The sequence below is a fragment of the Halomonas sp. MMH1-48 genome (assembly GCF_022348105.1).
Taxonomy (GTDB): Bacteria; Pseudomonadota; Gammaproteobacteria; order Pseudomonadales; family Halomonadaceae; genus Vreelandella; species Vreelandella piezotolerans.
Window position 1 is genome coordinate 168412 of record NZ_JAKRFL010000004.1, and the last position, 26554, is coordinate 194965.

Genomic DNA, 26554 nt, shown 5'->3' on the forward strand with positions numbered 1-26554 from the left:
GCGACAAGCGGCGCAGCACGCGTTACTCCAGGTTGTCAGGCGTGTAGGTCACGCCATTGGCGGCCTGAATGGTGCGAATCACCTGCCAGTTGTCTTTGTAGGTGATGGGGATGAACTTCTCGACGCCTTCGAATTCGTCACCTAGCTCGGTGCCCACGAAATCGAAAGTAAAAAACGCTTCTTCGATTTTCTCTACTACGTCAGGATGTAGGTTATAAGCGTAGTTATACGAGGTAGTGGGGAAGCGATCGGATTCGTAGATCAGTCGAACATCGTCGGTATCGTAAAGGCCACGCGCGGCCATGCGCTCGACGACTTCAGAGGCGACCGGAGCAGCATCGTAATCTCTGGCTACCACGCCCAGCATGGATTGATCGTGGCTACCGGAGTAAACCACCTCGTAATCCTTTTCCGGCGTGATGCCCAGCTCGGGCAGGAGCGCTCTCGGCGCTAAGTTGCCCGAGTTCGAAGTGGGCGAGGTATGCGCCACGCGCTTCCCTTTCAAGTCTTCCAGCGTCTCGATGTCCGAGTCGACGTGGGTAAATAGCTGCAGGGTGTAACCGAACTGGCCGTCATCAGAGCCCATCAGCGCAAAGGGCACGGCACCGGCTAGGTTGACCGCAAACGGCGTTGGGCCAGTAGAGAACCCCGCGATATGAAGACGACCGCTGCGCATGGCTTCTACCTGGGCGGCATTCGACTGCACCGCAAAGAAGCGCACATCGCGCCCGGTGACGTCCGATAAGTGGTCGATAAAGGGCTGCCAGATATCGGAATAAATGGCGGGATCTTCCACTGGGGTATAGGCAAAAATCAGCGTGTCGGGGTTGGCCCATTCCGACTCATCGGCCGGGCGGTCGGCGACCATGTCACCATTTTCATCGCAGTAAAGGGTGTCCAAGTCGCCCCGCTCGCATTCGGCGTAGGCAGGGCTGGAGAGTAACGCAAGGGGAAGTAGCGAGATAGCCGTGAGCATGGCAAGCGGACGCTTGCGCAGATGTAGCGTTTTCATAGTCAGCCTCTTACGTGCATTATTGTTGTCGCGTATGCCCACTGCTGCGTCGCAAGTGTGTGCTTCGATCAGCGTCTGTTTCGCAAATGGACATTTAAAAGCGCAGATGTTTATTTTTCGAAAACGAGCATCTTCAATCTAGGGTTTGTTACAAAGATATGTCAAACACTTTCCTGACCCCCTCCTACCATTGGCGAAACCGCTATCTGCTGATGCGCCATGGCCATAGCCAGGCCAACGCTCAGGGGAAAATCATCAGCTCTCCGGAGCAGGGCCTGGCGAACTACGGGTTATCAGAGCAGGGTGAACAGCAACTCGCCGAAGCGCTGGCGCAGTGGTCCTGGCCGGTGCCGACACAGATCGTGCATTCGGACTTTTTACGTACGACACACACCGCCGCCCGAGTGGCCGCCGCGTTTGGGGTGGGAATGCAGCAAGAGGCGGGCTTGAGGGAGCGCCACTTTGGCGAATTGGAGGGGCAGGCGGATAGCCACTACCCAGACGTGTGGGCCTTCGATGCCAAGAGCGCCGAGCATACCCAGTGGCAGGTAGAGCCGGTTAGCCGAGTAGCAGCACGGATGTGTGCCGTGCTGGAAGCCTTGGAGCAGCGCTTTACTAACGAAACGGTGCTGATCGTCAGCCACGGCGATCCGCTACAAATTCTGCTCACGGCGCTGGCGGGCAAGCCGCTGACACAGCATCGGGAGCAGCCTGCGCTGCTACCCGCCAGCATTACCCTCGTCGGCGGTTAAGCACCCTCTTTGGGAGGAATCCAGGCGATCATATCCACCTCCACATCCGCGCCGCCCGCAAGCCCAGTCACGCCAATGCAGGTGCGGGTGGGCAGCGGCTTGTCGAAATAGCTGGCGTAGACCCGGTTCACTTCATCGAAGTGCCCCATATTGGTGATGAACACCCGCGACTGCACCACGTACTCGAAGCGGCTGCCCACCTCTTCCAGTACGATGGCCAGGTTCTGCATCACCCGGTGCGTTTGTTCGGTAAAGGTGCCTAGCAGCATCTCATTGGTTTCCGGCACCGTGGGCATCTGGCCGGTGATGAACACCAAATCCCCCACGCGGCAGGCGTGTGAAAACGGCGCAATGGGTTGCGGTGCACGATCGATAAATAGCTTTTCCATGATGACTCGCTCGTTGTGGTGTTGTGGCGTAGAAAACCCATAAAAATGGGCCTCATAGGAGGCCCAGGTTCAGCACTGTGGGGCGCTGTAAGCTGACTTAATGCCCCAGAATCTGGCTCAAGAAGAGCTGGGTACGCTCGGACTGCGGGTTGTTGAAGAACGGCTCCGGCGCGTTCTCTTCGATGATTTGTCCTTGGTCCATGAAGATCACGCGGTCGGCCACGGTCTTGGCGAAGCCCATTTCATGGGTCACGCAGAGCATGGTCATACCCTCTTCGGCCAGTTCGATCATCACGTCCAGTACTTCCTTGATCATCTCCGGGTCGAGGGCCGAGGTGGGCTCATCGAACAGCATCACGTCCGGATGCATGCACAGCGAGCGGGCAATCGCTACCCGCTGCTGCTGGCCGCCGGAGAGCTGGCCGGGATACTTCTTGGCCTGCTCGGCAATACGCACCCGCTCCAGATACTGCATGGCCATGGCTTCGGCCTCTTTGCGGGGCTTCTTCTGTACCCACATTGGCGCGATACAGCAGTTTTCCAGCACCGTGAGGTGAGGGAACAGGTTGAAATGCTGGAATACCATGCCGACGCTGCGGCGAATCTGCTCGATGCGTTTGACGTCTTGGGTCAGCGGTACGCCACCCACCACGATCTCGCCTTTTTGGTGCTCTTCTAGGTGATTGATGCAGCGGATCATGGTGGATTTGCCCGAGCCAGAAGGCCCGCAAATGACGATCCGCTCGCCGCGTTTCACTTCCAGGTAGATATCCCGCAGCACGTGGAAATCGCCGTACCACTTGTTCACGCCGCGCATTTCGACCATTAGGTCAGAGGGGCTGGTGCCAGGGGTGTTGGTCGCTGCTTGAGTCATGTCACTATCCTGCTAAAAAATCGTTGATAAAAGCGGCGTTAGCGCTTGTGGCCGGTATGCAGCTTGCGTTCTAGGTACTGGCTGTAGCGCGACATGCTGAAACAGAAGATCCAGAACATGAAGGCGGCAAACACGTAACCTTCCAACGAGAAGCCGAGCCAGCGTGAGTCGGCTAGAGCCGCTTGCACGATCCCCAAGAGGTCGAAGAGGCCGATGATCATGACCAGGGTGGTATCTTTGAACAGCGAAATGAACGTATTCACGATGCCTGGAATCATCATCTTCAACGCCTGGGGAAGGATGATCAGCCCCATGCGTTTCCAGTAGGTCATGCCGAGAGCCGCTGCCGCCTCTTCCTGGCCTTTAGGGATGGCCTGTAAGCCCCCGCGAATGACCTCCGCCATGTAGGCGCTTTGGAACAGCGTCAAGCCGATCAAAGCGCGCACCAGGCGGTCGACGCTCATATCCGAAGGAAGGAACAGCGGCAACATCACCGAGGCCATGAACAGCACGGTGATCAGCGGTACGCCGCGCCAGAATTCGATAAATACCACGCAAAAGCTTTTGACGATCGGCATGTTCGAGCGACGTCCCAACGCCAGTACGATGCCGATCGGTAGCGCGCCTACCATGCCCACAGTGGCCAGCAGCAGCGTTAGCATCAGGCCGCCCCAGCGGTGCGTAGGCACCTGGGGAAGGTCGAAGTAGCCGCCGTAAAGCAGTACGAACGAGATAATGGGGAATGCCACCAGCGCAAAGATGGCCACCCAGCGCTTGAAAGGCAGCTTGGGAATCGCCAGCCAGCCAATCAGCGTAAAGAACATGGCGAACACGATATTGGCGCGCCAGATCTCTGAACTGGGATATAGGCCATAAATAAACTGCGTCAAACGTGCGTTGATGAAGACCCAGCAAGCGCCTTCCCGTGAGCAGTCGTCGCGTGTGGTGCCTACCCAATCGGCGTTGATGAACGCCCACTGCACGGTAGGCACGACGAGCAGATAGAGGATATAGAGGCCGATTAACGTGAAGATCGTATTGATCGGCCCGTTGAATAGGTTCGTTCGCAGCCAAGCAATCGCGCCAACGGAGTTGCTGGGCGCTGGCCGCTGTTCGATCATCGTTTGATTATGAATCATGTGTGGCTCCTCGCCTCAGCCTAGCGTTCAACCAGCGCCACGCGGGCGTTGAACCAGTTCATGAACATCGACACCAGCAGGCTGATCGTCAGATACACCGCCATGGTCATCGCGATGACCTCGATGGCCTGGCCCGTCTGATTCAGCGTGGTGCCTGCAAACACCGACACGAGGTCCGGATAGCCAATGGCCGTGGCCAGCGACGAGTTTTTGATCAAATTCAGGTATTGGCTGGTGAGCGGGGGGATGATGACCCGCAATGCCTGAGGAATGATGACGAGGCGCAGCACCAGGTTGCGCGGCAGACTCAGTGCCTGCGCCGCTTCGGTTTGGCCATGTGAAATGGCCTGAATACCGGAGCGCACGATCTCGGCAATGAACGACGCCGTGTAGATCGAGAGTGCGAACCACAGCGCCAGAAACTCAGGAATCACCGTGATGCCGCCGCGGAAGTTGAAGCCACGCAGCTCGGGCATTTCCCAAGTAATGGGTACGCCAGTGGCCAACATGACCAACAGGGGCAGCCCAAAGATCAGTACAAAGGAGATCCAGTAAGCGGGAATTCGCTGCCCCGTGGCTTCCTGACGGCGTTTTGCCCATATCACCAGCGCAATACTGGCCGCGATGGCGATCACGAAGGTGACAGGAATCAGCCCGAAGCCCGATTCGAACAGCGGCTCAGGTAGATAAAGCCCGCGTACGTTAAGAAACACGGCCTCGCCGAACGCGAGGCTTTCTCGAGCGCTGGGGAGCGCCCGCAGCACGGCAAAGTACCAAAAGAAAATCTGCAGCAGCAGCGGAATGTTACGAAAGGTTTCGATATACGCGGCGGCTAGCTTGGCGATCAGCCAGTTGGGCGATAGACGAGCGATACCGACGATAAAGCCAATGATGGTGGCGGCAATAACGCCCAACCCACCCACCAGCAGCGTATTCAGCAGGCCAACGAAGAAGGTGCGGCCATAGGTGCTTTGGGAAGAGTAGTCGATCAGACTCTGAACGATCCCAAAACCGGCGGTATTACTCAGGAAGCCAAAACCTGTGGTGATACCCCGTGAGGAGAGGTTGTCTTGCACGTTGCCGACGATATAGAACAGAAAAGCGATGACAGCGGCAATCAGCAGACATTGAAAGATGAGCGCACGTTTGGCGCGGTCTCGCCAGAACGGTGGCTTTTGGCCAACGGGGCGAGCGTTAGGTCTTACGGACATGGGTGGCGTCTCCGCGATACGGAAGGTCAATCAAATGGCCCGCCATGACCAAAAAGGGTGGCGGGCCGGGGTCAAGCGAGACGCTTAGCGAATCGGCGGTGCGTACTGGAAGCCGCCTTGGTTCCACAGGGCGTTGACACCGCGTTCGATTTCCAGCGGTGAACCCATACCTACGTTGCGCTCGAAGCTTTCACCGTAGTTACCCACTTGGCTCAGGATGTTATAGGCCCAGTCGGCGTCAAGACCCATGCCTTCACCATAGTTGCCGTCCTGGCCGAGTAGACGCGCTACGTCCGGGTTATCGGAGCTGAGCATCTCTTCTGCGTTCTCGCTGGTCACGCCGTACTCTTCACCGTTGATCATGGCGAACAGCGACCACTTCACGATGTTGAACCACAGATCGTCCCCCTGACGTACGACCGGGCCCAGCGGCTCTTTGGAAATGACGTCGGGCAGAATCATCGCGCCCGACGGGTCGTCGAGCTGAATGCGCAGGGCCGCCAGCTGAGAAGTGTCAGACGTCAGAACGTCACAGCGGCCAGCCTGGAAGCCACCTACGGTTTGCTCGGAGGTATCGAAAACGATGGGGTCGAACTCCATTCCGTTGGCACGGAAGTAATCAGCCAGGTTCAGCTCGGTAGTGGTGCCTGATTGAATACAAATCGCCGCGCCATCCAGCTCGGCCGCGCTGGTGATACCCAGGTCGCGAGAGACCATGAAGCCCTGGCCGTCGTAGAAGTTAACGCCGGTGAAGTTCAGACCCAGGGTAGTGTCGCGGGTCGTGGTCCAGGTGGTGTTACGAGACAGAACGTCCACTTCGCCGGACTGCAGCGCGGTGAAACGCTCGACGGCGTTCAAAGAGATGTAGTTGACGGCATCGGCGTCGCCCAGTACCGCAGCGGCCACGGCACGGCATACGTCAACGTCGAGGCCCTGCCAGTTACCGTTATCGTCCGGGGCGGAAAAACCTGGCAGGCCGTCGCTGACGCCACACTGTACGGCACCACGTTCGCGGGTATCTTCCAGCGTATCGGCTTGGGCGGTCGCCACGCCCGCAAGAGAGATGGCGCCTGCGGAGGCCAGAAGTACCAGGTGTTTCTTATTGATCATGTTGTGTTCCCCTTCCTCGATTTAGTGTCGTTATGCATGGTGATGCATCACTAAAAGCTAGCAAGGAAGGTGCCAAAAAAGATATGTCGTCAAATTCAGCGCTTTTCAACGTAAAATCAGCGAATTTAACGAAGGTCTTGGTGCAAAAAAGTGCGCCAGCGGCTACGCACTGCGCCTTTTTGGTGCGCAGCCGCTGGCGAGTGACCGAGCGCACTAGCGAATGGGCGGCGCGTACTGAATGCCCCCATCTTTCCACAGGGCATTCAGGCCACGGGCAATGTTGAAGTCGGAGTGGGTGCCCACGTTGCGTTCATAAATATCCGCATAGTTACCGACCTGTTTGACGATTTGGTAAGCCCAATCTGATTGTAGGCCCATGGCCTCACCAAAATCACCGTCTTGCCCAAGCAGGCGCATCACATCGGGATTTTCTGAGCTTAGCTGCTCATCCACGTTGGCTTGGCTGACGCCCAGCTCTTCGGCATTCAGCATGGCAAACAGTGACCACTTCACGATGTTGAACCACTGATCATCGCCTTGGCGTACGGCGGGGCCTAGCGGCTCTTTAGAGATGATTTCCGGTAGGACGACGGCCATGTTGGGATCGGCCAGTTGAATGCGCTGGGCGTAGAGCTGCGAGGCATCCGAACTCAAGACGTCGCAGCGGCCTGCTTCGAAGCCCGCAATCGACTGCTCGGGTGAATCGAACACCACCGCATCGTAGGTCATGTCGTTGATACGGAAGTAGTCGGAAAGATTGAGTTCGCTGGTAGTGCCCGACTGCGTACACACCGCCGCGCCATCCAGCTCTTGCGCGCTCTGCACGCCCAAGTCGCTGGCCACCATGAAGGCTTGGCCGTCGTAGTAGCTCACACCGGTAAAGTGCATGCCCAGTGTGGTGTCGCGGCTAGACGTCCAGGTGGTGGTGCGAGAAAGGACATCTACTTCACCTGATTGCAACGCGGCAAAGCGCTCCACCGAATCCAACGGCACGAAGTTGACCTTGCTGGCATCACCCAGCGCGGCGGCCGCCACGGCACGGCACACATCGGTATCCAGACCGCGATACTCGTCGTTATCGTCTAAGGACGAAAAGCCGGGCTGAGCCGCGTTGACGCCGCAGCGCACGCTGTCGCGCTCTTGCACCGTTTGTAGCGTATCGGCCATGGCCGTGGGTACCCATAGGGCGGGCGCTAACAGGGTGACTCCCCATCCAAACCAACGCGTGGTGTTCATTTGTTATTCCTTAACGTGGCGCGCACGATGATTGGCGCATAAAAAAGCCGGGCAGAGCCCGGCCAGATACCTAGCGTAGCTGCCCGCTTATGCGAAGGCTTTACGCATAAAGGGCGGCAGCGCCAGGGCACCCCGGTGGGCATCTACTGTGTAGTACTGTAGCGGCATTTCATGATCGGCGGCAGCCTCTTCGCGGAAGCTTTCAACGCTGGTCGCTTTACCGGCCAACGTCACGCTCCACCAACCCGAGGGATACACCGGTTGGGGGAAGGGTAGCGTGGCGACGCTATCGAAGCCTGCTTCGCGCATGTCGTTGCGCAGTTCGCGGATGATCGAACCGCTATGATAAAGCGGCGATTCGCTCTGCTGTACCATCACCCCGCCGCTTTTCAGAATACGGTGGCAGCGTTTCAAGAAGTCGGTCTTGAACAGGCCTTCGGCAGGGCCGACCGGATCGGTGGAGTCGATGATCAGCACGTCGATGCTCTCGTCGGCAGCGTCGTCGACCCACTTCACGCCGTCGGCAAACAGCAGCTCGGCGCGGGGGTCGCCGTTGGCTTCCACCAGCGACGGGAAAAAGCGCTCAGCCGCCTTGGTCACTTCTTCATCAATATCGATCTGGGTGACCTTCTCGACGCCCGGATGGCGCAACACTTCTTTCAAGGTGCCGCAGTCGCCGCCGCCAATGATCACCACCCGCTTGGGGTCTTGATGGGTGAACAGCGCCGGGTGGGCAATCATTTCGTGATACAGGAAATTATCGCGATCGGTCAGCATCACGCAGCCATCCAGCACCATCAGGTGGCCGTAGGTCTCCGTGGCGTAGACTTCCAGGTGTTGGTAGGGGCTCTGTACATCCAGCAGTTTTTCGGTGACTTTCAGCGAGAAAGCGCTGCCATGGCTATCGAAGACTTCGGTAAACCACTGGTCGTCGCGTAGGTCGCTCATTACTTGGCTCCTGGGCATTGATCGTTCGTTTGGGTCGGAATGCCCTGATGGTACTGCGGGCTTAGGTCGTGCAGCGCCTCCATGAAGGCGGTGACGTGATCGGGGTTGGTGAACTGGCTGATGCCGTGGCCCAAGTTGAATACATGACCCGGACCGTGGCCGTAACTTTCCAGCACGCGTGCCACTTCGGCGCGAATGGCCGAGGGGCGGGCAAACAGCACGTTGGGGTCCAGGTTGCCCTGCAGGGCGACTTTATGGCCCACGCGTGCACGAGCATCGGATAGCTCGGTCGACCAGTCGATGCCTAGGGCATCGGCACCGGCACAGGCGATATGCTCCAACCACTGTCCGCCGTTTTTGGTGAACAGGATCACCGGCACGTGGCGGCCGTCATGCTCGCGGATCAACCCGGAGACGATCTGCTCCATATAGCGCAGCGAGAACTCTAGATACGCCGGCGTGGAGAGCGCGCCACCCCAGGTGTCGAAAATCTGTACGGCCTGAGCGCCCGCACGAATCTGCGCATTCAGATAGTCGGTGACCGCCTGCGCCAGGGTATCCAGTAGCTGGTGCATGGTGTCCGGCGTGTCGTACAGCATGGTTTTCAGATGACGGAAATCCTTGCTGGAGCCGCCCTCGACCATATACGTCGCCAGCGTCCAAGGGCTGCCGGAGAAGCCGATCAGCGGCATGCGGCCATTCAGCTCGCGGCGGATAGTGGACACCGCGCGCATCACGTAGTCCAAATCGCGCTCGGCGTTCGGCACGGTCAGTGCCGCTACTTCTTCCGGCGTGCGCACGGTCTTCTTGAATTTGGGGCCTTCGCCGGTTTCGAAGTAGAGGCCCAGCCCCATGGCGTCGGGGATGGTCAAAATGTCCGAGAACAGAATCGCGGCGTCGAGCGGGTAGCGCTCCAGCGGCTGAAGGGTGACTTCGCAAGCCAGGTCATGATTGCGGCACAGGTCCATGAAACTACCCGCGTCGGCGCGGCTGGCGCGGTACTCCGGCAGGTAGCGTCCTGCTTGACGCATCATCCACACCGGAGTGCGGTCAACGGGCTGGCGAGCCAGCGCGCGAAGAAAACGGTCGTTTTGCAAAGGTGTGGTGGTCATAAACACTTGCTCTTGAGAAATTTGCCCGCATTGTAAGGGAGTCATTCTACCTGAAGATAGGAATTGTACGTGAAGATCGCCGGGGATGGCGGCGCAAACCGTGGCCAACATCGTCGTACCCTGCGAAGACCGTGAGGCCCGCGCGGCTTCCTGATAAACTGTCCGCCCACTTCGCCAACACTGGTGTGGTTAACTGGTTTGGTTAATCAGCGAGGAAACCTGTGACCATTCGCTTCATTGCTGCCTCTCGGCTGCCCACTCCCTGGGCCACATTCACTATGCATGGCTTCGAAGACGACGCCACGGGTAAGGACCACATCGCCTTGACGTTGGGCGATGTGAGCGGCGGCGAGCCGGTACTAGGGCGCGTACACTCCGAGTGCTTGACGGGCGATGCGCTGTTTTCCATGCGCTGCGACTGCGGCTACCAGCTGCAAGAAGCGCTGAAGCGCATCGCCGAAGAGGGGCGCGGCGTGCTGCTCTACTTGCGTCAGGAGGGGCGGGGTATTGGGCTGCTCAATAAAATCCGTGCCTATCATCTGCAAGACCAGGGGGCCGATACCGTAGAGGCCAATGAGCAACTCGGTTTCGGTGCCGACATGCGCCGCTACGACCTCTGCGTCCCGATGCTCGACCACTTGGGCATCACCGCGCTTAAGCTGATGACCAACAACCCTCGTAAGGTGGATGCGTTGAGTCGCGATGGGGTAAACGTCGTCGAGCGGCTGTCGATCACCACTGGCTTGAATCCCCACAACGAGCAGTATCTTTCCACCAAGGCGGGAAAGCTTGGCCATATGATGGCGCTGGACGACTTTACCCAAGCCAGCGATGTGGATATCGAGCGCAAAGGCTAAGTAGCTAACCTTTATTGATCGCGTTTTTAATCTAAGTTGCCCGTTAAAAGCGCGTTTTTCTTCGAACGTGCAATAACCTGCTTTTCTTAACTTTGGTTGTTGGGTGTCTGAGCTATGGTGATACGTAGCAGGACGCTATATGCACCTTAGTCAGGAGAAGCCGTCATGAAAGCATTGTGCTGGCACGGTAAGAACGATGTTCGTTACGACACCGTGCCCGACCCCGCAATCGAACATCCCCGCGACGCCATTATCAATGTGAGTAGCTGCGCCATCTGCGGCTCTGATTTGCACCTTTACGACCATTATATGCCCGGTATGTCCTGTGGCGATGTCCTCGGCCACGAGTTCATGGGCGAGGTGATGGAGGTGGGCAGCGAGACGAAAAACCTCAAGGTAGGCGACCGGGTGGTGGTGCCTTTCACCATTTTTTGTGGCGAATGCGAGCAGTGTCAGCGCGGTAACTACTCGGTTTGCGAACGCTCCAATCGTAACAAGTCTCTGGCAGATAAAGTCTTTGGCCATGGCGGTGCTGGACTATTTGGCTACTCTCAACTCACTGGCGGCTATGCAGGCGGCCAAGCCGAGTTTGTGCGGGTGCCCTTCGCCGATACCACCCACATTAAAGTGCCCGATACGCTCACCGATGAGCAGGTGCTGTTTCTAGGCGATATCTTTCCCACCGGCTGGCAGGCCGCCGTGCAGTGTGACATTCAGCCCACCGATACCGTCGTGATCTGGGGCGCAGGCCCGGTTGGTCAGTTCTGCGTTCGCAGTGCGGTACTGTTGGGCGCCAAGCAGGTCGTGGTCATTGATAACGTGCCCGAGCGACTCTCGATGGCTGCTGCCGGCGGTGCGATTCCGCTCAATTTTGCCCACGAGAGCGTACTCGGCCGATTGCAGGAGCTGACTCACGGTAAAGGGCCTGAAAAGTGCATCGACGCGGTGGGGCTAGAAGCCCACGCCACGCGCTCGCTGGACTCGGTCTACGACCGGGTAAAGCAGGCCATGTGGTTAGAAACCGACCGCGCTCACGTGTTACGTGAAATGATCTACGTCTGCCGTCCGGCCGGTATTCTATCCATTCCCGGGGTGTATGGCGGGTTGGTCGATAAAATTCCTATGGGGGCACTGATGAACAAAGGCCTCACCGTGCGCACCGGGCAAACCCACGTCAACCGCTGGACGGACGATCTGTTACGGCGTATCGACGAGGGACAAATCGATCCTTCGTTTGTGATTACCCACGCGGTGGATTTGGCCCAGGGGCCTGAAATGTATCAAACCTTTCGAGATAAACAGGATGGCTGCGTCAAAGTCATACTGAAACCGTGATGCTACCCAGGGAGGAGTGCATGAACACACCGATGAAACGCCATTCCCGCTCATCAACACGCTCGATGTCACCAGCGGACAAGCTGGCCAGAGGTTTGGGGTGGTTAAGCCTAGGGATGGGGTTGTATCAGTTAGTGGCGCCGCGTCGGCTAGGCCGAGCGCTGGGAATGCCGCAGCGGCACAATAAAATACGCGCGTGCGGTGCCCGCGGAGTCGTCAGCGGCATCGGCGCGCTGTCTGATAATCCGACCCGCGCGATATGGAGCCGCGTGGTGGGGGATGTGCTCGACTTTTCAGCGCTTACGTTTGCCTTGAAGCGTCACCCGTCGCATAAAGAGAACCTTTATTTGGCACTCACCGCCGTAGGCGTGCTGACGATAGTGGATTATGGCTGCGCCAAAGCGCTGAGCCAACGCCATGCCTATCAAGGCGGTATCACCCCAGATTATAGCCAGCGAAGTGGTTTTCCGGGGGGCTTGAAGAGTGCCTGGGGTGCCGCCCGCGCCGAAGAGGGTCAGGCGCAGTTGCCACCCCGGCTTCCTGCGCCTCATGCGTGATTATTGGTTCGCTTGCGCCGCTGCTTGCTCTTTTTCGGCGGCGCGGGCAAGCGCTGGGCGATTGGCGTGGCGGGCGCGATAGGCCACCAGCGGCTCCGGCAAGCGATGTTTCATGCTTGTGGCCCAAGTGAGCGTGTGCGTTAAGAACAGATCCGCCAACGTGAAGGTATCGCCCACCAGATTTTCCTGGCCACGATAGCGGCGCTCGAGCGCGAGCAGGGCTCGCTGGAATTCCCAAGCGGCGGTGGGTAGCACTGAAGGGACGCGCTTGTCTTGAGGCAGGGCGAATTTGTGCTTGGCTTGCAGCCACAGTGGCTGCTCGATCTCGGTAACGATGAAACTAAGCCACTGGTCGACCTGTGCGCGTTCGGTCTCGTGCTGTGGCAGCAGTTGCCCCTCGCCATATCGCTCGGCGAGGTAGCGGCAGATGGGGGCTGACTCGAATAGCGTTAGCTCCCCGTCTTCCAGTACCGGTACTTTGCCATCCGGATGGCGGGCGAGATGCTCGGTGCTTTGCCCTTCGCCTTTATCCAGCGCAACGTGGTGGCACTGGTATGGCAGACCCAGCTCTTCAAGCGTCCAGGCGGCTCGTAAAGAGCGGGAGTTGGGAAAGCTGTATAGCGAGATCATTCGTCGGCTCCAGGCAGTACCGTGAAGCTTTCAATGTAGCGACTCCCTTGCCGTCTGTCACGGACCGACTATTGGCCGCGGGCTGCGCGGATACGTTCGTAAGCGTTGCCGATTTCGCTAGTGCGTGCCTGGGCGACGTCGCGCATGCTCTCCGGCAGCCCTTTGCCGGCCAGTTTGTCCGGATGGTTTTGGCTCATCAGGCGACGATACGCTTTCTTGATCTCGGCGTCGCTGGCATCTTCCGATACCCCAAGCACGCGGTAGGCATCTTTCAACGCCTCCTCGCTGGCGCCTTGAGAATTGGCCGCCGCACCGTGCAGCATGGCTTCGATTTGCTGCACCTCGGCATCGCTACAGCCAACGCCGCGAGCCACACGCAGTATCATCTCGTGCTCGGCAGGGTGCAGCACGCCATCGGCGGCAATGGCGCTCAATTGAACCTGCAAAAAGACTTGACGAAGTACCGGCTGGCGCTGGGTCAGGCGGTTGACCTTGGCCAGCTCCGCTTCCAGATCGAAATCATCGGCGCGGCCACGCTCGAAGGCCGCGCGCGCTTTGGCGCGGTGTTCACCCTGCAAACGCATCTGATCGAAGAGCTTTTCGGTCACGCCGAGCTCGCCTTCGGTAACCTTGCCGTCCGCTTGGCACAGGCAGCCCATCACCGAAAAGATCGACTCCAAAAAGCCTTCTTGAAGCTGCATGCGAGCTGCGTGCAAGCGACGACTAATGCGCCGTCCCAGCCACCAACCTAGGCCCCCACCCACCAGGAGGCCAATGGGGCCCCCGATGGCGAGGCCAATCAAACCAAACACAATGATTAGAAATAACATAGAGATCTCGATAGTTTATATTCACGTGGGGTGCGCATGAACGTTACGGCAGCCGGGCACGAATGGCGCGCTCGATACCTTCCGCGTCCAGGCCACAGTCGCGCAGTAGCTCGGCGGGCGTGCCGTGCTCTACGAAGGCATCTGGCAGGCCTAGGTTAAGGACTTCCACTTGAACGCCTTCGGCGTTGAGCAGCTCGTTGACTGCGCTGCCTGCACCGCCCGCAACGACGTTCTCTTCCAAGGTGACCAGCAGCTCATGTTCGTCCGCCGCGTGAAGCACCGCGTCGCGGTCCAGCGGCTTTACGGAACGCATGTTGATATGGGTGGCATTGAGCTTCTCAGCCACGTCGGCGGCGGCACTGTTCACGCTGCCAAAGGCCAGCAGCGCGATGCGCACGCCGTCGCTGGTGCTCTCGCGACGCACCTGGGCCTCGCCAATCGCCAGCGGCTCTAGGTGCTCTGGAATGACGGCCCCAGGACCGGTGCCGCGGGGGTAGCGCACGGCGGCTGGTCCAGGATGGTAGTAGGCGGCGCTGAGCATGGCGCGGCATTCGGCTTCATCGGCAGGCGCCAGAATCACCATGCCCGGCACGCAGCGCAGAAACGAAAGATCCATGCTGCCGTGGTGGGTGGGGCCGTCTTCGCCCACGAGACCTGCACGGTCGATAGCGAACGTCACGTCCAGATGTTGCACCGCCACGTCATGAATCAGCTGGTCGTAACCGCGCTGCAGAAAGGTGGAATAGATCGCCACCACCGGTTTCATACCTTCACAGGCCATCCCTGCGGCGAGAGTCACCGCGTGCTGCTCGGCGATCGCCACGTCAAAGTAACGCTGGGGATACGTTTGCGAGAAGCGTATCAAGTCCGAGCCCTCACCCATGGCAGGTGTAATGCCCATCAGGCGTGGGTCGGCGGCGGCCATATCGCACAGCCAGTCGCCGAACACGTTGCAGTACTTTTTCTTGGGGGCGTTCTTCGGCGCGCTGGGGCTGGCCGGTTTGCTCACCAGCGGGGCGCTCACGGTTGCGCTGGTTTTTTCCAGCTTCGTGATCGCATGGTAGCCAATCTGGTCCGCTTCGGCGGGCAGGAAGCCTTTCCCTTTGACCGTTTTGATATGCAGAAACTGCGGCCCTTTCTGGTCGCGCAGGTTACGCAGCGTTTGGGTCAGCGCTTCCAAGTCGTGACCGTCGATGGGGCCGACATAGTGAAAGCCCATCTCTTCGAATAGCGTGGCGGGACTGACCATGCCTTTCATGTGCTCTTCGGTACGTTTGGCAAGCTCCAGCGCGCCGGGCAGGTGCGAGAGCACCTTTTTGCCCTCTTCGCGCATTTTGAGGTAGGGCTTGCTGGAGAGCACCCGAGCAAGGTAGGTGGCAATGCCGCCGACGTTTTCGGAAATCGACATTTCGTTGTCATTGAGCACGACCAACAGATTGGCATTGACGTGGCCTGCGTGAGCCAGCGCTTCGAACGCCATTCCCGCGGTCAGCGCGCCGTCGCCAATGATGGCGCATACCTTGCGCGGGTCTCGCTGCGCTTGGGCGGCCAGAGCCATGCCTAGCGCGGCAGAAATCGAGGTGCTGGAGTGGCCCACGCCAAAGGTGTCGTACTCGGACTCGGCTCGACGTGGAAATGCCGCCAAGCCGCCGTGCTGGCGAATGCTGAGCATGGCATCGCGCCGCCCAGTGAGGATTTTATGCGGGTAGGCCTGATGGCCCACGTCCCATACCAAGCGGTCTTTCGGTGTGTGAAAGGCGTGATGCAGCGCGACGCTGAGCTCGACAACGCCTAGCCCGGCACCAAAGTGGCCGCCGGTAACGCCGACACTGTAGAGCAAGTAGGCACGCAGCTCGTCGGCGAGCTGGGCGAGCTGCTTGGCGTTCATGGCCCGCAGCGCGGCGGGGTGGTCAAAGGAGTCGAGCAGTGGCGTCGCCGGGCGCTCGCGGGGTATCTCGTCGAACAGCTTCATAGGCATCGTTAGTGGTCGCGCTCGATCATATAGTGGGCAAGGTCGGCCAGGGGTGCGGCCTGCTCGCCTAGCGGGGCGAGGGCGGCAATGGCCTCGTCAATAAGCGTGTTCGCTTTACGCTGCGCCCCTTCCAGACCCAGCAAGCTGGGATAAGTAGGTTTGGCGCGGGCAGCGTCAGCGCCGGACATTTTGCCCAGCGTGGCGGTGTCACCCGTCACATCCAGGATGTCGTCATGAATCTGGAAGGCTAGCCCAATGGCGCGGGCGTAGCGAATCAGCGCCGCCAGGCGCGGATCGTGGTCATCCACGGCGACGAGCCCCCCTAGCCGGACGGCAGCGACGATCAGCGCGCCGGTTTTATGGGCATGCATGTGGGCCATGGCCTCGGCATCCGGGTGGCCGCCCACGGCGGCCAGATCCAGCGCTTGCCCCGCCACCATACCGTCACGGCCCGAGGCGACTGCCAGGGTAGTGACTAGTTGGCTCAGGCGAGGAGATGGGCGACTCGCGAGCACTTCGAATGCCAGCGCTTGCAGGGCATCGCCCGCCAAAATGGCGGTGGCCTCATCAAAGGCTTTGTGCACCGTGGGCTGACCGCGCCGCAAGTCGTCATCGTCCATGGCAGGCAGGTCGTCGTGAATCAGCGAGTAGGCGTGAATCAGTTCGATGGCGGCCGCTGGCGCGTCAAGGTCGTCGTCGCTCGCCCCGAGGGCTTGGCCCGCTAAATAGACCAGCAGTGGACGTAGGCGCTTACCACCGACCAGCAGGCCGTGGCGCATGGCGGCTTCCAGGCGCGCATCGACGGCGGGGCGAGCGTCGAACAGAGCGGCAAGCGTCGCGTCGACACGGCGGCTGCTGGCGTGGCGCAGCGTGGTAAGCCGGGAAGCTTGAGCCGTTACCATGGCGGCGTCTCCTCGCTGTCATCGCCTGCTTCCGAGGTGCTGGCAAAGGGAGCGACGTCGAGTTTGCCGTCGGCATCTTCGCTCAGCGCCCGGACCTTCAGCTCGGCGCTGTCGAGCCGCTGCTGGGCGTCGCGGGTGAGTCGTACGCCTTGCTCGAAGGCGGTCAGCGCATCTTCCAATGAGAGTTCGCCGGACTCCAGGCGTTCCACAATGGTCTCGAGTTGGGCCACCGTTGCGGCAAAATCGTGTGGGGGTGTCGTGTCGCTCATCGGGCAGTGCCTACCGTTTTCCGGGCGCCCTAGTGTCCGCCAGGGCGACGAGTGTGGCTGCGTGCTGTCAAATAAACGCACAGTATACACCGAGGCGAGGGGGCGGCGTCTGCCCTCACCATGGGTTGATTGATCGACTTGCGCTGCGTTCATCTTGAAAGCGCACACTTTTCATCACACCAGGCCGCCGAGAGCGCCAGCGGCTGTGCTACCATATGCGCCTCCCGTGAACCGATACACGGCGCATGCCGCCGACCATAGAGGTTGATTCAGCCATGGCCAAAACGTCCCTGGAAAAGAGCAAGATCAAGATCCTGCTACTCGAGGGCGTCCACCAAAGCGCGGTGGACAATTTTCACAACGCCGGTTACGAGAACATCGAGCTTCTGCCGACCTCGCTGGATGAAGAGGCGCTGATCGAGAAGATTCGCGATGTTCACTTCATCGGTATCCGCTCCCGCACGCAGTTGACTGAGCGCGTGTTCGAGGCGGCCGAGAAGCTGGTGAGTGTGGGCTGTTTCTGTATCGGTACCAACCAGGTCGACCTGGATGCGGCGCTCAAGCGCGGTATCGCGGTCTTCAACGCGCCGTACTCCAACACACGCTCGGTGGCTGAGCTGGTGCTGGCCGAAGCGATCATGCTGCTGCGCGGTATCCCCGAAAAGAATGCCCGTGCTCACCAGGGGGGCTGGTTGAAATCGGCGAAAAACTCCCACGAGGCGCGTGGCAAAACCCTCGGTATCGTGGGGTATGGCAGCATTGGCGCGCAGCTCTCCGTATTGGCCGAATCCTTGGGCTTCAACGTCATTTACTACGACGTGATTACCAAGTTGGGTATGGGGAACGCTAATCAGGTAGGCAGCCTGGAAGAGCTACTCGGCCGCGCTGACGTGGTCAGCTTGCACGTGCCGGACTTGGCCTCGACCCGCTGGATGATCGGTGCCAAAGAGATCGCGGCCATGAAGGACGGAGCGATTCTGATCAACGCCGCCCGCGGCAGCGTAGTTGAGATCGAGCCGCTTGCCGAGGCGATCAAAGCGGGAAAACTCAATGGCGCGGCCATCGATGTCTTCCCAGTCGAGCCGAAGGGCAACGACGAAGAGTTCCAAAGCCCGCTGCGTGGCCTGCACAACGTGATTCTGACGCCACACATCGGTGGTTCGACGTTGGAGGCTCAGGAGAATATCGGTATCGAAGTCTCCGAGAAGCTCATCACTTACTCGGACAACGGTACCACGGTCACCTCGGTCAACTTCCCCGAAGTGGCGTTGCCCGCCCATCCGGACAAGCACCGTCTGCTGCACATTCACGACAACGTGCCCGGCGTGCTTTCTCAGATCAACCGCGTGTTGTCGGAAAACGGCATCAATATTTCGGGCCAGTATCTGCAGACCAACGATAAGGTCGGCTACGTGGTCATCGATGTCGATAAAGCCTACGGCCCGCAGGCGCTGGAAGCGCTGAAGGAAGTGGAACACACGCTGAAGATTCGTGTGCTCTACTCGGCGCAAAATAGCTAAGCAAGCAAAATAGCTAAGTAAATAGTGAGTTAGCGCTTGTCACCAAAACGGCCCCGCAGGGGCCGTTTTGCGTTTCATCAATGACCTAACAAGACGTTATCAGGCTAGATCGAACAGCAGCACTTCGCTGGCGTCGCTGCTGGTGAGCTCGACGTGCTCATCCGGCGTAAACGCAGCGGCATCGCCGGTGGTGAGCCGTTCGCCGTTCACCTCGATGGTCCCTTTCACCACATGTAGCCATGCGTAGCGTGAGGGCGGTGTCGTGAGGTGGTCCCCGGCGCTTAGCAGGCTGGCGTAAAGGTTGACGTCTTGGTTCACGCTCACCGAGCCATCACGGCCATCGGGGGAGAGGACCAAACGCCACTGGCCCTGCCGCTCGGCGCTGGGGAAGTGCTTCTGTTCGTAGCTGGGCCGAATGCCACGCTGGGCGGTTTCGATCCAGATTTGCAAAAAGTGAAGGCCGTTTTCCTGGGAGTGGTTGAACTCGCTGTGCAGGACGCCGGTACCCGCCGACATGCGCTGCACGTCGCCAGGGCGCATGACTTCGCCATTGCCCATGTTGTCTTTGTGCTCCATCTCGCCTTCGAGCACGTAGGAAATGATCTCCATATCCCGGTGGGGGTGGGCACCAAAGCCGTGGCCGGGTGCGACGCGATCTTCGTTGATCACCCGCAGCGCACGGAAGCCCATATGGTTGGGATCCATATAGTTGGCGAAGGAGAAGGTGTGGTAGGAGCGCAGCCAGCCGTGGTCCGCGTAGCCCCGCTCGTTGGAACGACGAATCTTCATGAAAGCACCTCAATGACGGAGTCGAGTTGCCGTCTACTATACGACCGAGTGTGTGCGTCGTGGGATGAAGCTTTCTCAATGATGGCGTCGAAATAATCGACGATTGACACGTCTTTGATCTGGGTCAGCCTCGCCGAGATGCGCCGAAGGCGCACTTTTTGCTATCATACGCGCGTTCATTTAACCCGGTCCGCCCTTTGCGAGGGCGACTACCAGGAGCACGCCATGACGACCCCGACCCCAACGCCGCCCATCGTGGTGGCGGCGCTGTACAAATTTGTTACTCTGAACGATTTCGAAGCGCTGCGCGAGCCGCTGCGTCAAACGATGGTCGATAACGACGTAAAAGGCACGCTGCTGCTCGCCAAAGAGGGCATCAACGGTACCGTGGCTGGGAGCCGCGAGGGCATCGACGCCCTGCTGGCCTGGCTGACCGCCGACCCGCGCCTGGCCGATATCGACCACAAAGAGTCGTTTTGTGACGAGCCGCCGTTCTATCGCACCAAAGTAAAGCTCAAAAAAGAGATCGTGACGCTGGGCGTGCCGGGTATCGACCCGAACGACACCGTGGGCACCTATGTCGAGCCAGAGCACTGGAACGCTATTATTTCCGACCCGGACGTACTGGTCATCGATACGCGCAACGACTACGAAGTGTCGATTGGCAGCTTCGAGGGGGCGATCGACCCAAAAACCACCACCTTCCGCGAGTTCCCGGAGTATGTCCGCGAGCACTACAATCCGGAACAGCATAAAAAAGTCGCCATGTTCTGCACCGGCGGTATCCGCTGCGAAAAAGCCTCCAGCTTTATGCTGAAAGAGGGCTTCGAAGAGGTCTACCACCTGAAAGGCGGCGTGTTGAACTATCTGGAAAAAGTACCGGAAGAGCAGTCGCTGTGGCGGGGCGAGTGCTTCGTGTTCGATAACCGAGTCACCGTGCGTCACGATCTTAGCGAAGGCGAGCACGAGCAGTGCCACGCCTGCCGGATGCCGATCTCCCAGGAGGATATGCAGTCGTCGGCCTACGAGCCAGGCATCAGCTGTCCCCACTGCATCGACTCGCTGCCCGAGAAAACCCGCGCCGCCGCCCGCGAGCGTCAGCGTCAGATCGAGCTGGCCAAAGCGCGCGGCGAACCTCACCCGCTGGGTTACAACCCTCGCCAGGACGCCCGCGAGAAGGCGTAACCCAGAGGTGGCCTGCCGCCGACCGGGAGGCCACTTTGGTCGTAGCGCGCCCTCGGCGGCCCCAGCAAGCGCTAGACTGGGTAGCCACATCTGCCCAGGAGCCTGCCATGTCGCCCACTCATGCATCCCCATCCAACGACTGCCTAATGCGCACCGCGCAGGAGGGCGTCGTCACCCTCACGCTCAACCAGCCCGAGCGCTTCAATGCGCTCTCAGAGGCGATGCTGGACGCGCTGCAAACGGCGCTGGATGACATTGCCCAAGACGATCGGGTGCGCTGTGTGGTGCTAGCGGCCAACGGCAAGGCGTTTTGTGCAGGCCACGATCTGAAGCAGATGCGCGCGAACCCCGACGAAGCATACTACCAAGCGCTCTTCGCGCGCTGTGGCCAGGTGATGCAAAGCATTGTTCATTGTCCTGTCCCTGTGATTGCCAAAGTACAGGGCATCGCGACCGCCGCCGGCTGCCAGCTCGTCGCCAGCTGCGACTTGGCCGTGGCCGCCAGCAGCGCCCGCTTTGCCGTCTCCGGCATTAGCGTGGGCCTGTTTTGCTCGACGCCCGCCGTAGCGCTCTCGCGTAATGTTCCCCGTAAACGCGCCATGGAGATGCTATTGACCGGTGACTTCATTAGCGCCGACACCGCCGCCGAGTGGGGGCTGATCAATCGTGTTGCCGAAGAGGGCGAGCTAGACAGTGCCGTGGCGTCGCTAACGGCCAGCATTGGTGGTAAAAGCGCGGTGGCGGTGCGTACCGGCAAAGCGATGTTTGCCCGCCAGCTCGCTATGCCGCTGGAAGAGGCCTATGCCTTTGCGGGCGACACCATGGCGTGCAACATGCTGGCCGAGGATGTGGCAGAAGGCATCGATGCGTTTATCGAAAAGCGCGCGCCTCGCTGGCAGCATCGCTAGTACACGCTGCTAGCCATTGGTGGAATTTGTTTCCGTAAACGCGACAGCGCCCCCTGCGGCGCGTTATCCTGCTGGCTTTTTACGTATTGAGCGCCGTCAGGAGAGTAGTCAGGTGAGTGAAGCCAAGCGCAGATCAGTCGGACGTCCGGCGGGAGCCACGAAAGCGAGCGGAGGGCATAGCCAATCGTTGGTGCGTGGCCTCACGCTGCTCGAATACCTATCCGCTAGCCCGCTGGGCCTTGCACTCTCGGAGCTGGCGGAGATGGCCGACTTGGCCCCTTCGACCACCCATCGCCTGCTGCAAGCGCTACAAGGCCAGGGCTTCGTGACCCAGGAGAGTGACCAGGGCCTGTGGCGTATCGATGTCAAAACCTTCCGTATTGGTAACAGTTTTCTAGAGGCCCGCGACGTGGTGGCTAAAAGTCGCCCCTTTTTACGCCGCCTCACCGCGGAGACCGGTGAGACGGCCAATCTAGGTATTCGCGACGGGGCCACGGCGGTCTTTCTTGCTCAAAACGAGTCTCCGCAGATGATGCGCATGATTACGCGCTTGGGCTCCCGCGCCCCACTGCACGCCTCCGGCGTGGGCAAGGCGCTGCTAGCGTGGACGAGCGAAGAGGAGCGTAGTGCACTGCTGGAAGGCGGCTATGAGCTGGCACGCGTCACGGAGAACACCCTCTACCGAACGGACTCGCTGCAGACAGAAATGGCCGACATTCGTGCCCAGGGCTTTGCCTGTGATCGAGAAGAGCACGCCATTGGCCTGCACTGTGTGGCGGCCTGCATCTTCGATGAGCACGCCACGCCGCTGGCCGCCATCTCTGTCTCGGGCCCCATGGCGCGTATCCCCGAAGAGCGCCTGCTCGTGCTCGGTGCGCTAGTGCGCCAGGTCGCGTCAGAGATCACGCAACAGCTGGGGGGGCAGTTGCCCCGCTGAGCGAGAGAGGACGCGTAACGTGTTCAGCCTGTTTTGGGTGGCGCTGGCGAGCGCCACGCTGCTACCCGGTGGCTCGGAAGTGTGGCTGGCGCGGCTATGGTGTGTGGGCGAGCCTGCGCTGGCGTTGTGGGCTGTGGCTACCGTGGGTAACACGCTGGGCAGTTTGATCAATGTGGCCCTGGGCCGCTACGCTCGTCAGTTTCAAGATCGCCGCTGGTTTCCGGCGTCGCCTGAGGGGCTGGCCCGCGCCGAGCGCTGGTATCACCGCTTTGGTGAGGCGAGCCTGCTGCTGTCTTGGTTACCCGTGATTGGCGATCCGCTCACCGTGCTGGCAGGGGTGATGCGCCTTGCTTGGTGGCGGGCGATGTTGTGGATCGTATTGGCCAAAGGGGCGCGTTACGCTCTGTTGATCACCATGGCTCAGCAGTGGTTAGCCCCTTACTGCCACTGAAGGTTACCTTGTCTTATATGGCGCGCAAAAAACAGTCGCGTTAACGTCTCTTTCTTCGAGTCATGTTACGCTAGTCACTTTGGATCGAGCGTTATACAAAGCTTGCATTTCCATTGGATGCACTATCCTGTGTTTAACATTCTTAGGTTGAATTTTAACGAGGGCAGGATGGCAAATACTCACCCAAAAGGAGGTTATGGTGTGACGTCACTACGTTTACTCCCCTGGCTCAGCGTCTGGATGCTGGCGCTGTTCGCCATGCTGGCCGGGCCAGCCATGGCGCAAACCACGTTAAGCGCCGAGAGCGATGCGTCCGTCGCTGAAGAGCAGCCCTCTTATGCGGCGCTGGCCGACCTGCTGGAAGACGAGCAGGCCCGCCAGGAGCTCATTGAACTGCTGCGTAATCAAGCGTCTGAGTTGCCTGCTGGCGTTGCGGCCGAGCTGTCGCCGGAAGCCGCTGCCGCGGGGGGCAACGTAGCGCCCGAGGACGTCTCACTACCCCGCCAGTTGGCAGAGTTGACCAGCCGTGTAGTAGGTGATGTGGGCGGTCAGATCGAGCAGGCTGCGGCGATCGTCGGCAATATGTTCACCGGCCAAGGCACGGGCAGCAGCTTCGATATGGCGGCCTTCATGAGCGCAGCCATCAACCTGGGCATCGTGATCGTGGCGACCTTCGCCATTTTTATGGTGTTCCGCCGGTTGGCAAAATCATTGTTCACCAAAATCAGCGGCTGGTCACAGCAGGGCACGGGACTGACGCCGGTGCTACGTTTAGTGCTGTGTGTCGCGGTCGCCGCGGTCGTCGATATTCTTTTGATCGCCCTGGCGTACGTTGGCGGTAACTTGGTGGCCACCTTTGCCGTGGGAGAGACCGGTGAACTCTCTACCCGCGCGTCGCTCTTTTTAAATGCCTTCTTGATCATCGAACTGCTCAAAGCCGGTGTACGAATGCTCTTCTCCTCGCGTTACGAGGGTCTTCGCTTATTACCGATTTCAGCTCAAGAAGCCTCGTATTGGAACCGCTGGCTGGCGCGCCTGATTGGCATGGTGGGGTACGGCCTGATGGTCGTCGTGCCGCTGGTCAACTTCTATGTGGCCGCCACCCTGGGACAAGCGGTCGGCACGCTGATCATGCTGCTGGCGTTTATCTATGCGGTGGGCGTGGTGCTCAAAAACCGCGTGCGCCTGCGCGATAATCTAAATCAAATGAGCGCGCGCTCGACGCTGACGGCGAGCCGTGTGTCGCTGCAGCTGTTTGCCCGGACGTGGCACCTGTTTGCATTGATCTACTTCCTGATGGTGTTCGTGCTGACCCTGACCCGTCCAGGCGATGCGCTGCCCTTCGTACTTTACGCGACACTAAAAACCTTGGGGGCCGTGGTCGTAGGCCTGCTGCTCTCTGCGTTTCTGACGCAAACCATTGGCCGTCGTATCCAGCTCTCCGACGATCTGCGCCGCAAACTGCCGCTTTTGGAAGTGCGTTTGAATAGCTACGTGCCCAACGCGCTGCGCGTGCTGCGCACGGTGATCGTCGTCGCGGTAATCATGGTCGTGCTGGACGCCTGGGGAGCCTTTAACCTCGCCGCTTGGTATGCTTCCGAGCGTGGCGCCAACCTAGTGGGTAACCTGATCAGCGTGGCCGTCATTCTGATCGTGGCTCTCGGTGTCTGGCTGGGGCTGGCGAGCCTGATCGAGCACAAGCTCAACCCGGAAACCGGACATGGTGAGCCGTCGGCTCGCGCCAAAACGCTGCTGAGTTTATTCCGTAACGCGCTGGCAATTGCCATGGTGACCATCACCGGCATGATCGTGCTGTCGGAAATCGGCATCAACATCGGGCCGCTGATTGCCGGTGCCGGTGTGCTGGGTCTGGCGATTGGTTTTGGTGCGCAGAAGCTGGTGCAGGATGTGATCACCGGGGTGTTCATTCAGGTAGAGAACGCCATGAACACCGGCGACGTGGTCACCGTGGGCGGCGTGACCGGCACGGCCGAGCGTTTGAGTATCCGCTCGGTGGGCATTCGTGACCTGTCCGGTACCTACCATATCGTACCGTTCTCCAGCGTCGATACCGTCTCCAACTACATGCGTGAGTACGGCAACCATGTGGGCGAGTACGGCATTGGTTACAACGAAAGTATCGACGAGGCGATCGAGCAGCTACAGCTAGCCTTCGAAGATCTTAAAGCCAGCGAAGAGCATGGTCATAAACTGTTGGCGGACATGACCGTGGCGGGTGTCACCGCGCTGGCCGACAGCTCGGTCAATATCCGTGTCGTGATCAAGACCACGCCAGGCGATCAGTGGGCCGTGGGCCGCGCTTACAATCGTTTGGTCAAGCTGCGCTTCGACGCCGCGGGCATCGAGATTCCGTTCCCGCATACCACGCTCTACTTTGGCGAAACCAAAGGGGGCAAGACGCCGCCCGCCAACGTGCGTATTTTGGAGGCGAAAGCCGAGAAAAAACGGACCGAAACGGCGCCCTTGTCAGAGCGCAGCGAAGACGCACTACAGCATAACCCGGAGCATCACAAGCCGGATCATGACGATGTCGATGAGACCTAAGCATTGATATCGTGACCTACGAGAGGCCGCCTCCGGGCGGCCTCTTTGCGTTGGGTCAGCGGTCGCCGGGTTGGTTTTTGGAGTGATGGTTTTTGGGATGATAGTTCTCGGAGTGGCGACCTTCGAGGTTGATCGACTCGCCGCCGTCCACGAACAGGATTTGTCCGGCGACGAAGGCGTTGTCCAGTAGATAGTGCAAGGCTTGTACAAGGTGGGCTGGATCGCCCTGGTGATCCACCGGAATCCCGTCGATGCGCCACTGGATATAGTCGCTGGTGCGTTGAGAGGCGGGTAACACCACTCCCGGCGCAATACCGTTGATGCGCAGGCGTGGAGCAAACTCCAGCGCGGCCATCCGCGTCATCTCGGCCAAACTCTTTTTGGAGAGCAAGTAGGCCGCATACGGGTACTGGTGATAGGCCACCTTGTTATCGATGATGTTGATCACCTGGCCCTGCGCTACCGCATCGGCAAAATGGCGTGTGAGAAGCAGCGGGGTGAACATATTGACCCGAAATTGGGTCTCCAGCATTGCCAGCTCGGTCTTTGCGATGGGCGCGGGCTCGTAGGCCGAGGCGCTATTGAGCAGCACGTTCAAGCCGGGGAAGCGTGTTACCGCCTGTTGTATCAGGCTCTCCAGCGAGTCGCTCAGAAAGTTACAGGGTAGTATCTCGCACTCCCTCCCTTTGCCGCGAATCACCGTGGCGACCTCTTCAGCCTCCCCGCGTGAGCTGTTCACGTGCAGAGCAATATCGAAACCTTTGTCGGCCAAGGCTTCTGCAAAGTGGCGACCAAGCCGTGTGGCGCCGCCGGTGACGAGTGCCGCAGGTGTCGGCATGACGAATCCCTCGCTGTCGATAGGAAGTGAATGGTGGTGGAGCAATAACGAAGACTCTCTGCGTGAGCGCAGCGTTTGTCAATAACTTGTACAGAGCTTGAACAAAATGACCCACGTTCTACTCTGTGAAAACGCAGCCTGCTTGCGTCTATCGGCCTTTGGATGAGTGCATGGCCGTGTGAAAGCGTTTTGACCTCGTTACACCATCATCGGCTTATCTATGGAA

26 protein-coding genes are annotated in these 26554 nt (G+C 59.5%); 10 read left to right on the top strand and 16 right to left on the bottom strand.

Annotated elements, in window-relative coordinates:
• Positions 1-22: 22 nt before the first annotated feature.
• Entirely contained in the window at positions 23-1012 is a 990-nt protein-coding gene (phnD, locus tag MHM37_RS05880; protein WP_239296269.1) for a phosphate/phosphite/phosphonate ABC transporter substrate-binding protein, read from the bottom strand.
• A 158-nt stretch (positions 1013-1170) separates the two neighbouring features.
• On the opposite strand from phnD, the gene MHM37_RS05885 reads away from it, so the two are divergent.
• On the top strand, positions 1171-1764 hold the full coding sequence (locus MHM37_RS05885) for a histidine phosphatase family protein (protein ID WP_139526000.1): 594 nt from the start codon (positions 1171-1173) through the stop codon (positions 1762-1764).
• Here MHM37_RS05885 and MHM37_RS05890 read toward each other — a convergent pair.
• From MHM37_RS05890 to hemE, 8 genes are all read right to left on the bottom strand, one after another.
• The gene (locus MHM37_RS05890; RefSeq protein ID WP_139525999.1) at positions 1761-2153 is read right to left on the bottom strand and encodes a Rid family detoxifying hydrolase; all 393 of its coding nucleotides are present in this window, start codon (positions 2151-2153) and stop codon (positions 1761-1763) included. The genes MHM37_RS05885 and MHM37_RS05890 overlap by 4 nt on opposite strands.
• Before the next feature lie 97 nt (positions 2154-2250).
• The gene (locus MHM37_RS05895; RefSeq protein WP_269202181.1) at positions 2251-3027 is read right to left on the bottom strand and encodes an amino acid ABC transporter ATP-binding protein; all 777 of its coding nucleotides are present in this window, start codon (positions 3025-3027) and stop codon (positions 2251-2253) included.
• A gap of 38 nt (positions 3028-3065) precedes the next feature.
• Positions 3066-4166, bottom strand: coding sequence for an amino acid ABC transporter permease (locus MHM37_RS05900; RefSeq protein WP_139525998.1), 1101 nt, complete (start codon positions 4164-4166; stop codon positions 3066-3068).
• A gap of 20 nt (positions 4167-4186) precedes the next feature.
• Positions 4187-5377, bottom strand: coding sequence for an amino acid ABC transporter permease (locus MHM37_RS05905; protein WP_139525997.1), 1191 nt, complete (start codon positions 5375-5377; stop codon positions 4187-4189).
• An 84-nt stretch (positions 5378-5461) separates the two neighbouring features.
• Positions 5462-6487 (bottom strand): amino acid ABC transporter substrate-binding protein, encoded by a 1026-nt coding sequence (locus MHM37_RS05910; protein WP_139525996.1) that lies wholly within the window; start codon positions 6485-6487, stop codon positions 5462-5464.
• 213 nt (positions 6488-6700) lie between these two features.
• Positions 6701-7723: an amino acid ABC transporter substrate-binding protein gene (locus MHM37_RS05915; RefSeq protein ID WP_139525995.1), complete on the bottom strand. Its 1023-nt coding sequence runs from the start codon at positions 7721-7723 to the stop codon at positions 6701-6703.
• Between the two features lie 87 nt (positions 7724-7810).
• A complete protein-coding gene (speE, locus tag MHM37_RS05920; RefSeq protein WP_139525994.1) occupies positions 7811-8671 on the bottom strand; it encodes a polyamine aminopropyltransferase in 861 nt (286 codons plus the stop codon).
• A complete protein-coding gene (gene hemE / locus MHM37_RS05925) occupies positions 8671-9783 on the bottom strand; it encodes a uroporphyrinogen decarboxylase (protein ID WP_139525993.1) in 1113 nt (370 codons plus the stop codon). Before hemE ends, speE begins: the two co-directional genes overlap by 1 nt.
• Before the next feature lie 221 nt (positions 9784-10004).
• Here hemE and ribA point away from each other — a divergent pair, with 221 nt between their 5' ends.
• The 3 genes from ribA to MHM37_RS05940 all read left to right on the top strand — a co-directional run bounded on the left by ribA (position 10005) and on the right by MHM37_RS05940 (position 12532).
• Complete coding sequence (gene ribA, locus MHM37_RS05930; protein ID WP_139525992.1) at positions 10005-10640, top strand: GTP cyclohydrolase II; 636 nt, start codon at positions 10005-10007, stop codon at positions 10638-10640.
• A 165-nt stretch (positions 10641-10805) separates the two neighbouring features.
• Positions 10806-11975, top strand: a complete 1170-nt coding sequence (locus MHM37_RS05935) for a zinc-dependent alcohol dehydrogenase (RefSeq protein ID WP_139525991.1) — start codon at positions 10806-10808, stop codon at positions 11973-11975.
• Positions 11976-11995: 20 nt separating this feature from the next.
• Positions 11996-12532, top strand: coding sequence for a hypothetical protein (locus MHM37_RS05940; RefSeq protein WP_231125645.1), 537 nt, complete (start codon positions 11996-11998; stop codon positions 12530-12532).
• Here MHM37_RS05940 and MHM37_RS05945 read toward each other — a convergent pair whose 3' ends face one another.
• The 5 genes from MHM37_RS05945 to MHM37_RS05965 all read right to left on the bottom strand — a co-directional run bounded on the left by MHM37_RS05945 (position 12533) and on the right by MHM37_RS05965 (position 17135).
• On the bottom strand, positions 12533-13162 hold the full coding sequence (locus MHM37_RS05945) for a glutathione S-transferase family protein (protein WP_139525990.1): 630 nt from the start codon (positions 13160-13162) through the stop codon (positions 12533-12535).
• A 68-nt stretch (positions 13163-13230) separates the two neighbouring features.
• Entirely contained in the window at positions 13231-13992 is a 762-nt protein-coding gene (gene djlA / locus MHM37_RS05950) for a co-chaperone DjlA (RefSeq protein ID WP_139525989.1), read from the bottom strand.
• A gap of 43 nt (positions 13993-14035) precedes the next feature.
• Entirely contained in the window at positions 14036-15970 is a 1935-nt protein-coding gene (dxs, locus tag MHM37_RS05955) for a 1-deoxy-D-xylulose-5-phosphate synthase (RefSeq protein ID WP_139525988.1), read from the bottom strand.
• Positions 15971-15972: 2 nt separating this feature from the next.
• Entirely contained in the window at positions 15973-16866 is an 894-nt protein-coding gene (ispA, locus tag MHM37_RS05960) for a (2E,6E)-farnesyl diphosphate synthase (RefSeq protein WP_139525987.1), read from the bottom strand.
• Positions 16860-17135 (bottom strand): exodeoxyribonuclease VII small subunit, encoded by a 276-nt coding sequence (locus tag MHM37_RS05965; protein WP_139525986.1) that lies wholly within the window; start codon positions 17133-17135, stop codon positions 16860-16862. The genes ispA and MHM37_RS05965 overlap by 7 nt, the downstream gene beginning before the upstream one ends.
• Positions 17136-17410: 275 nt before the next feature.
• Here MHM37_RS05965 and serA point away from each other — a divergent pair, with 275 nt between their 5' ends.
• Positions 17411-18655, top strand: a complete 1245-nt coding sequence (gene serA / locus MHM37_RS05970) for a phosphoglycerate dehydrogenase (protein WP_139525985.1) — start codon at positions 17411-17413, stop codon at positions 18653-18655.
• 99 nt (positions 18656-18754) lie between these two features.
• Here the strand turns inward: serA and MHM37_RS05975 are convergent, their stop codons facing one another.
• The gene (locus MHM37_RS05975) at positions 18755-19444 is read right to left on the bottom strand and encodes a pirin family protein (protein ID WP_139525984.1); all 690 of its coding nucleotides are present in this window, start codon (positions 19442-19444) and stop codon (positions 18755-18757) included.
• Positions 19445-19669: 225 nt separating this feature from the next.
• Between MHM37_RS05975 and MHM37_RS05980 the strand changes: the two genes are divergently transcribed.
• From MHM37_RS05980 to ybiO, 5 genes are all read left to right on the top strand, one after another.
• On the top strand, positions 19670-20629 hold the full coding sequence (locus MHM37_RS05980; RefSeq protein WP_139525983.1) for a rhodanese-related sulfurtransferase: 960 nt from the start codon (positions 19670-19672) through the stop codon (positions 20627-20629).
• Positions 20630-20736: 107 nt separating this feature from the next.
• Positions 20737-21537 (top strand): enoyl-CoA hydratase, encoded by an 801-nt coding sequence (locus tag MHM37_RS05985; RefSeq protein WP_239296800.1) that lies wholly within the window; start codon positions 20737-20739, stop codon positions 21535-21537.
• Positions 21538-21649: 112 nt separating this feature from the next.
• Positions 21650-22474, top strand: a complete 825-nt coding sequence (locus MHM37_RS05990; protein ID WP_139525981.1) for an IclR family transcriptional regulator C-terminal domain-containing protein — start codon at positions 21650-21652, stop codon at positions 22472-22474.
• A 19-nt stretch (positions 22475-22493) separates the two neighbouring features.
• Entirely contained in the window at positions 22494-22925 is a 432-nt protein-coding gene (locus MHM37_RS05995; protein ID WP_139525980.1) for a YqaA family protein, read from the top strand.
• A 201-nt stretch (positions 22926-23126) separates the two neighbouring features.
• Entirely contained in the window at positions 23127-25490 is a 2364-nt protein-coding gene (gene ybiO, locus MHM37_RS06000; protein ID WP_139525979.1) for a mechanosensitive channel protein, read from the top strand.
• 55 nt (positions 25491-25545) lie between these two features.
• Here the strand turns inward: ybiO and MHM37_RS06005 are convergent, their stop codons facing one another.
• On the bottom strand, positions 25546-26328 hold the full coding sequence (locus tag MHM37_RS06005; protein ID WP_139525978.1) for an SDR family oxidoreductase: 783 nt from the start codon (positions 26326-26328) through the stop codon (positions 25546-25548).
• Between the last annotated feature and the right edge of the window lie 226 nt (positions 26329-26554).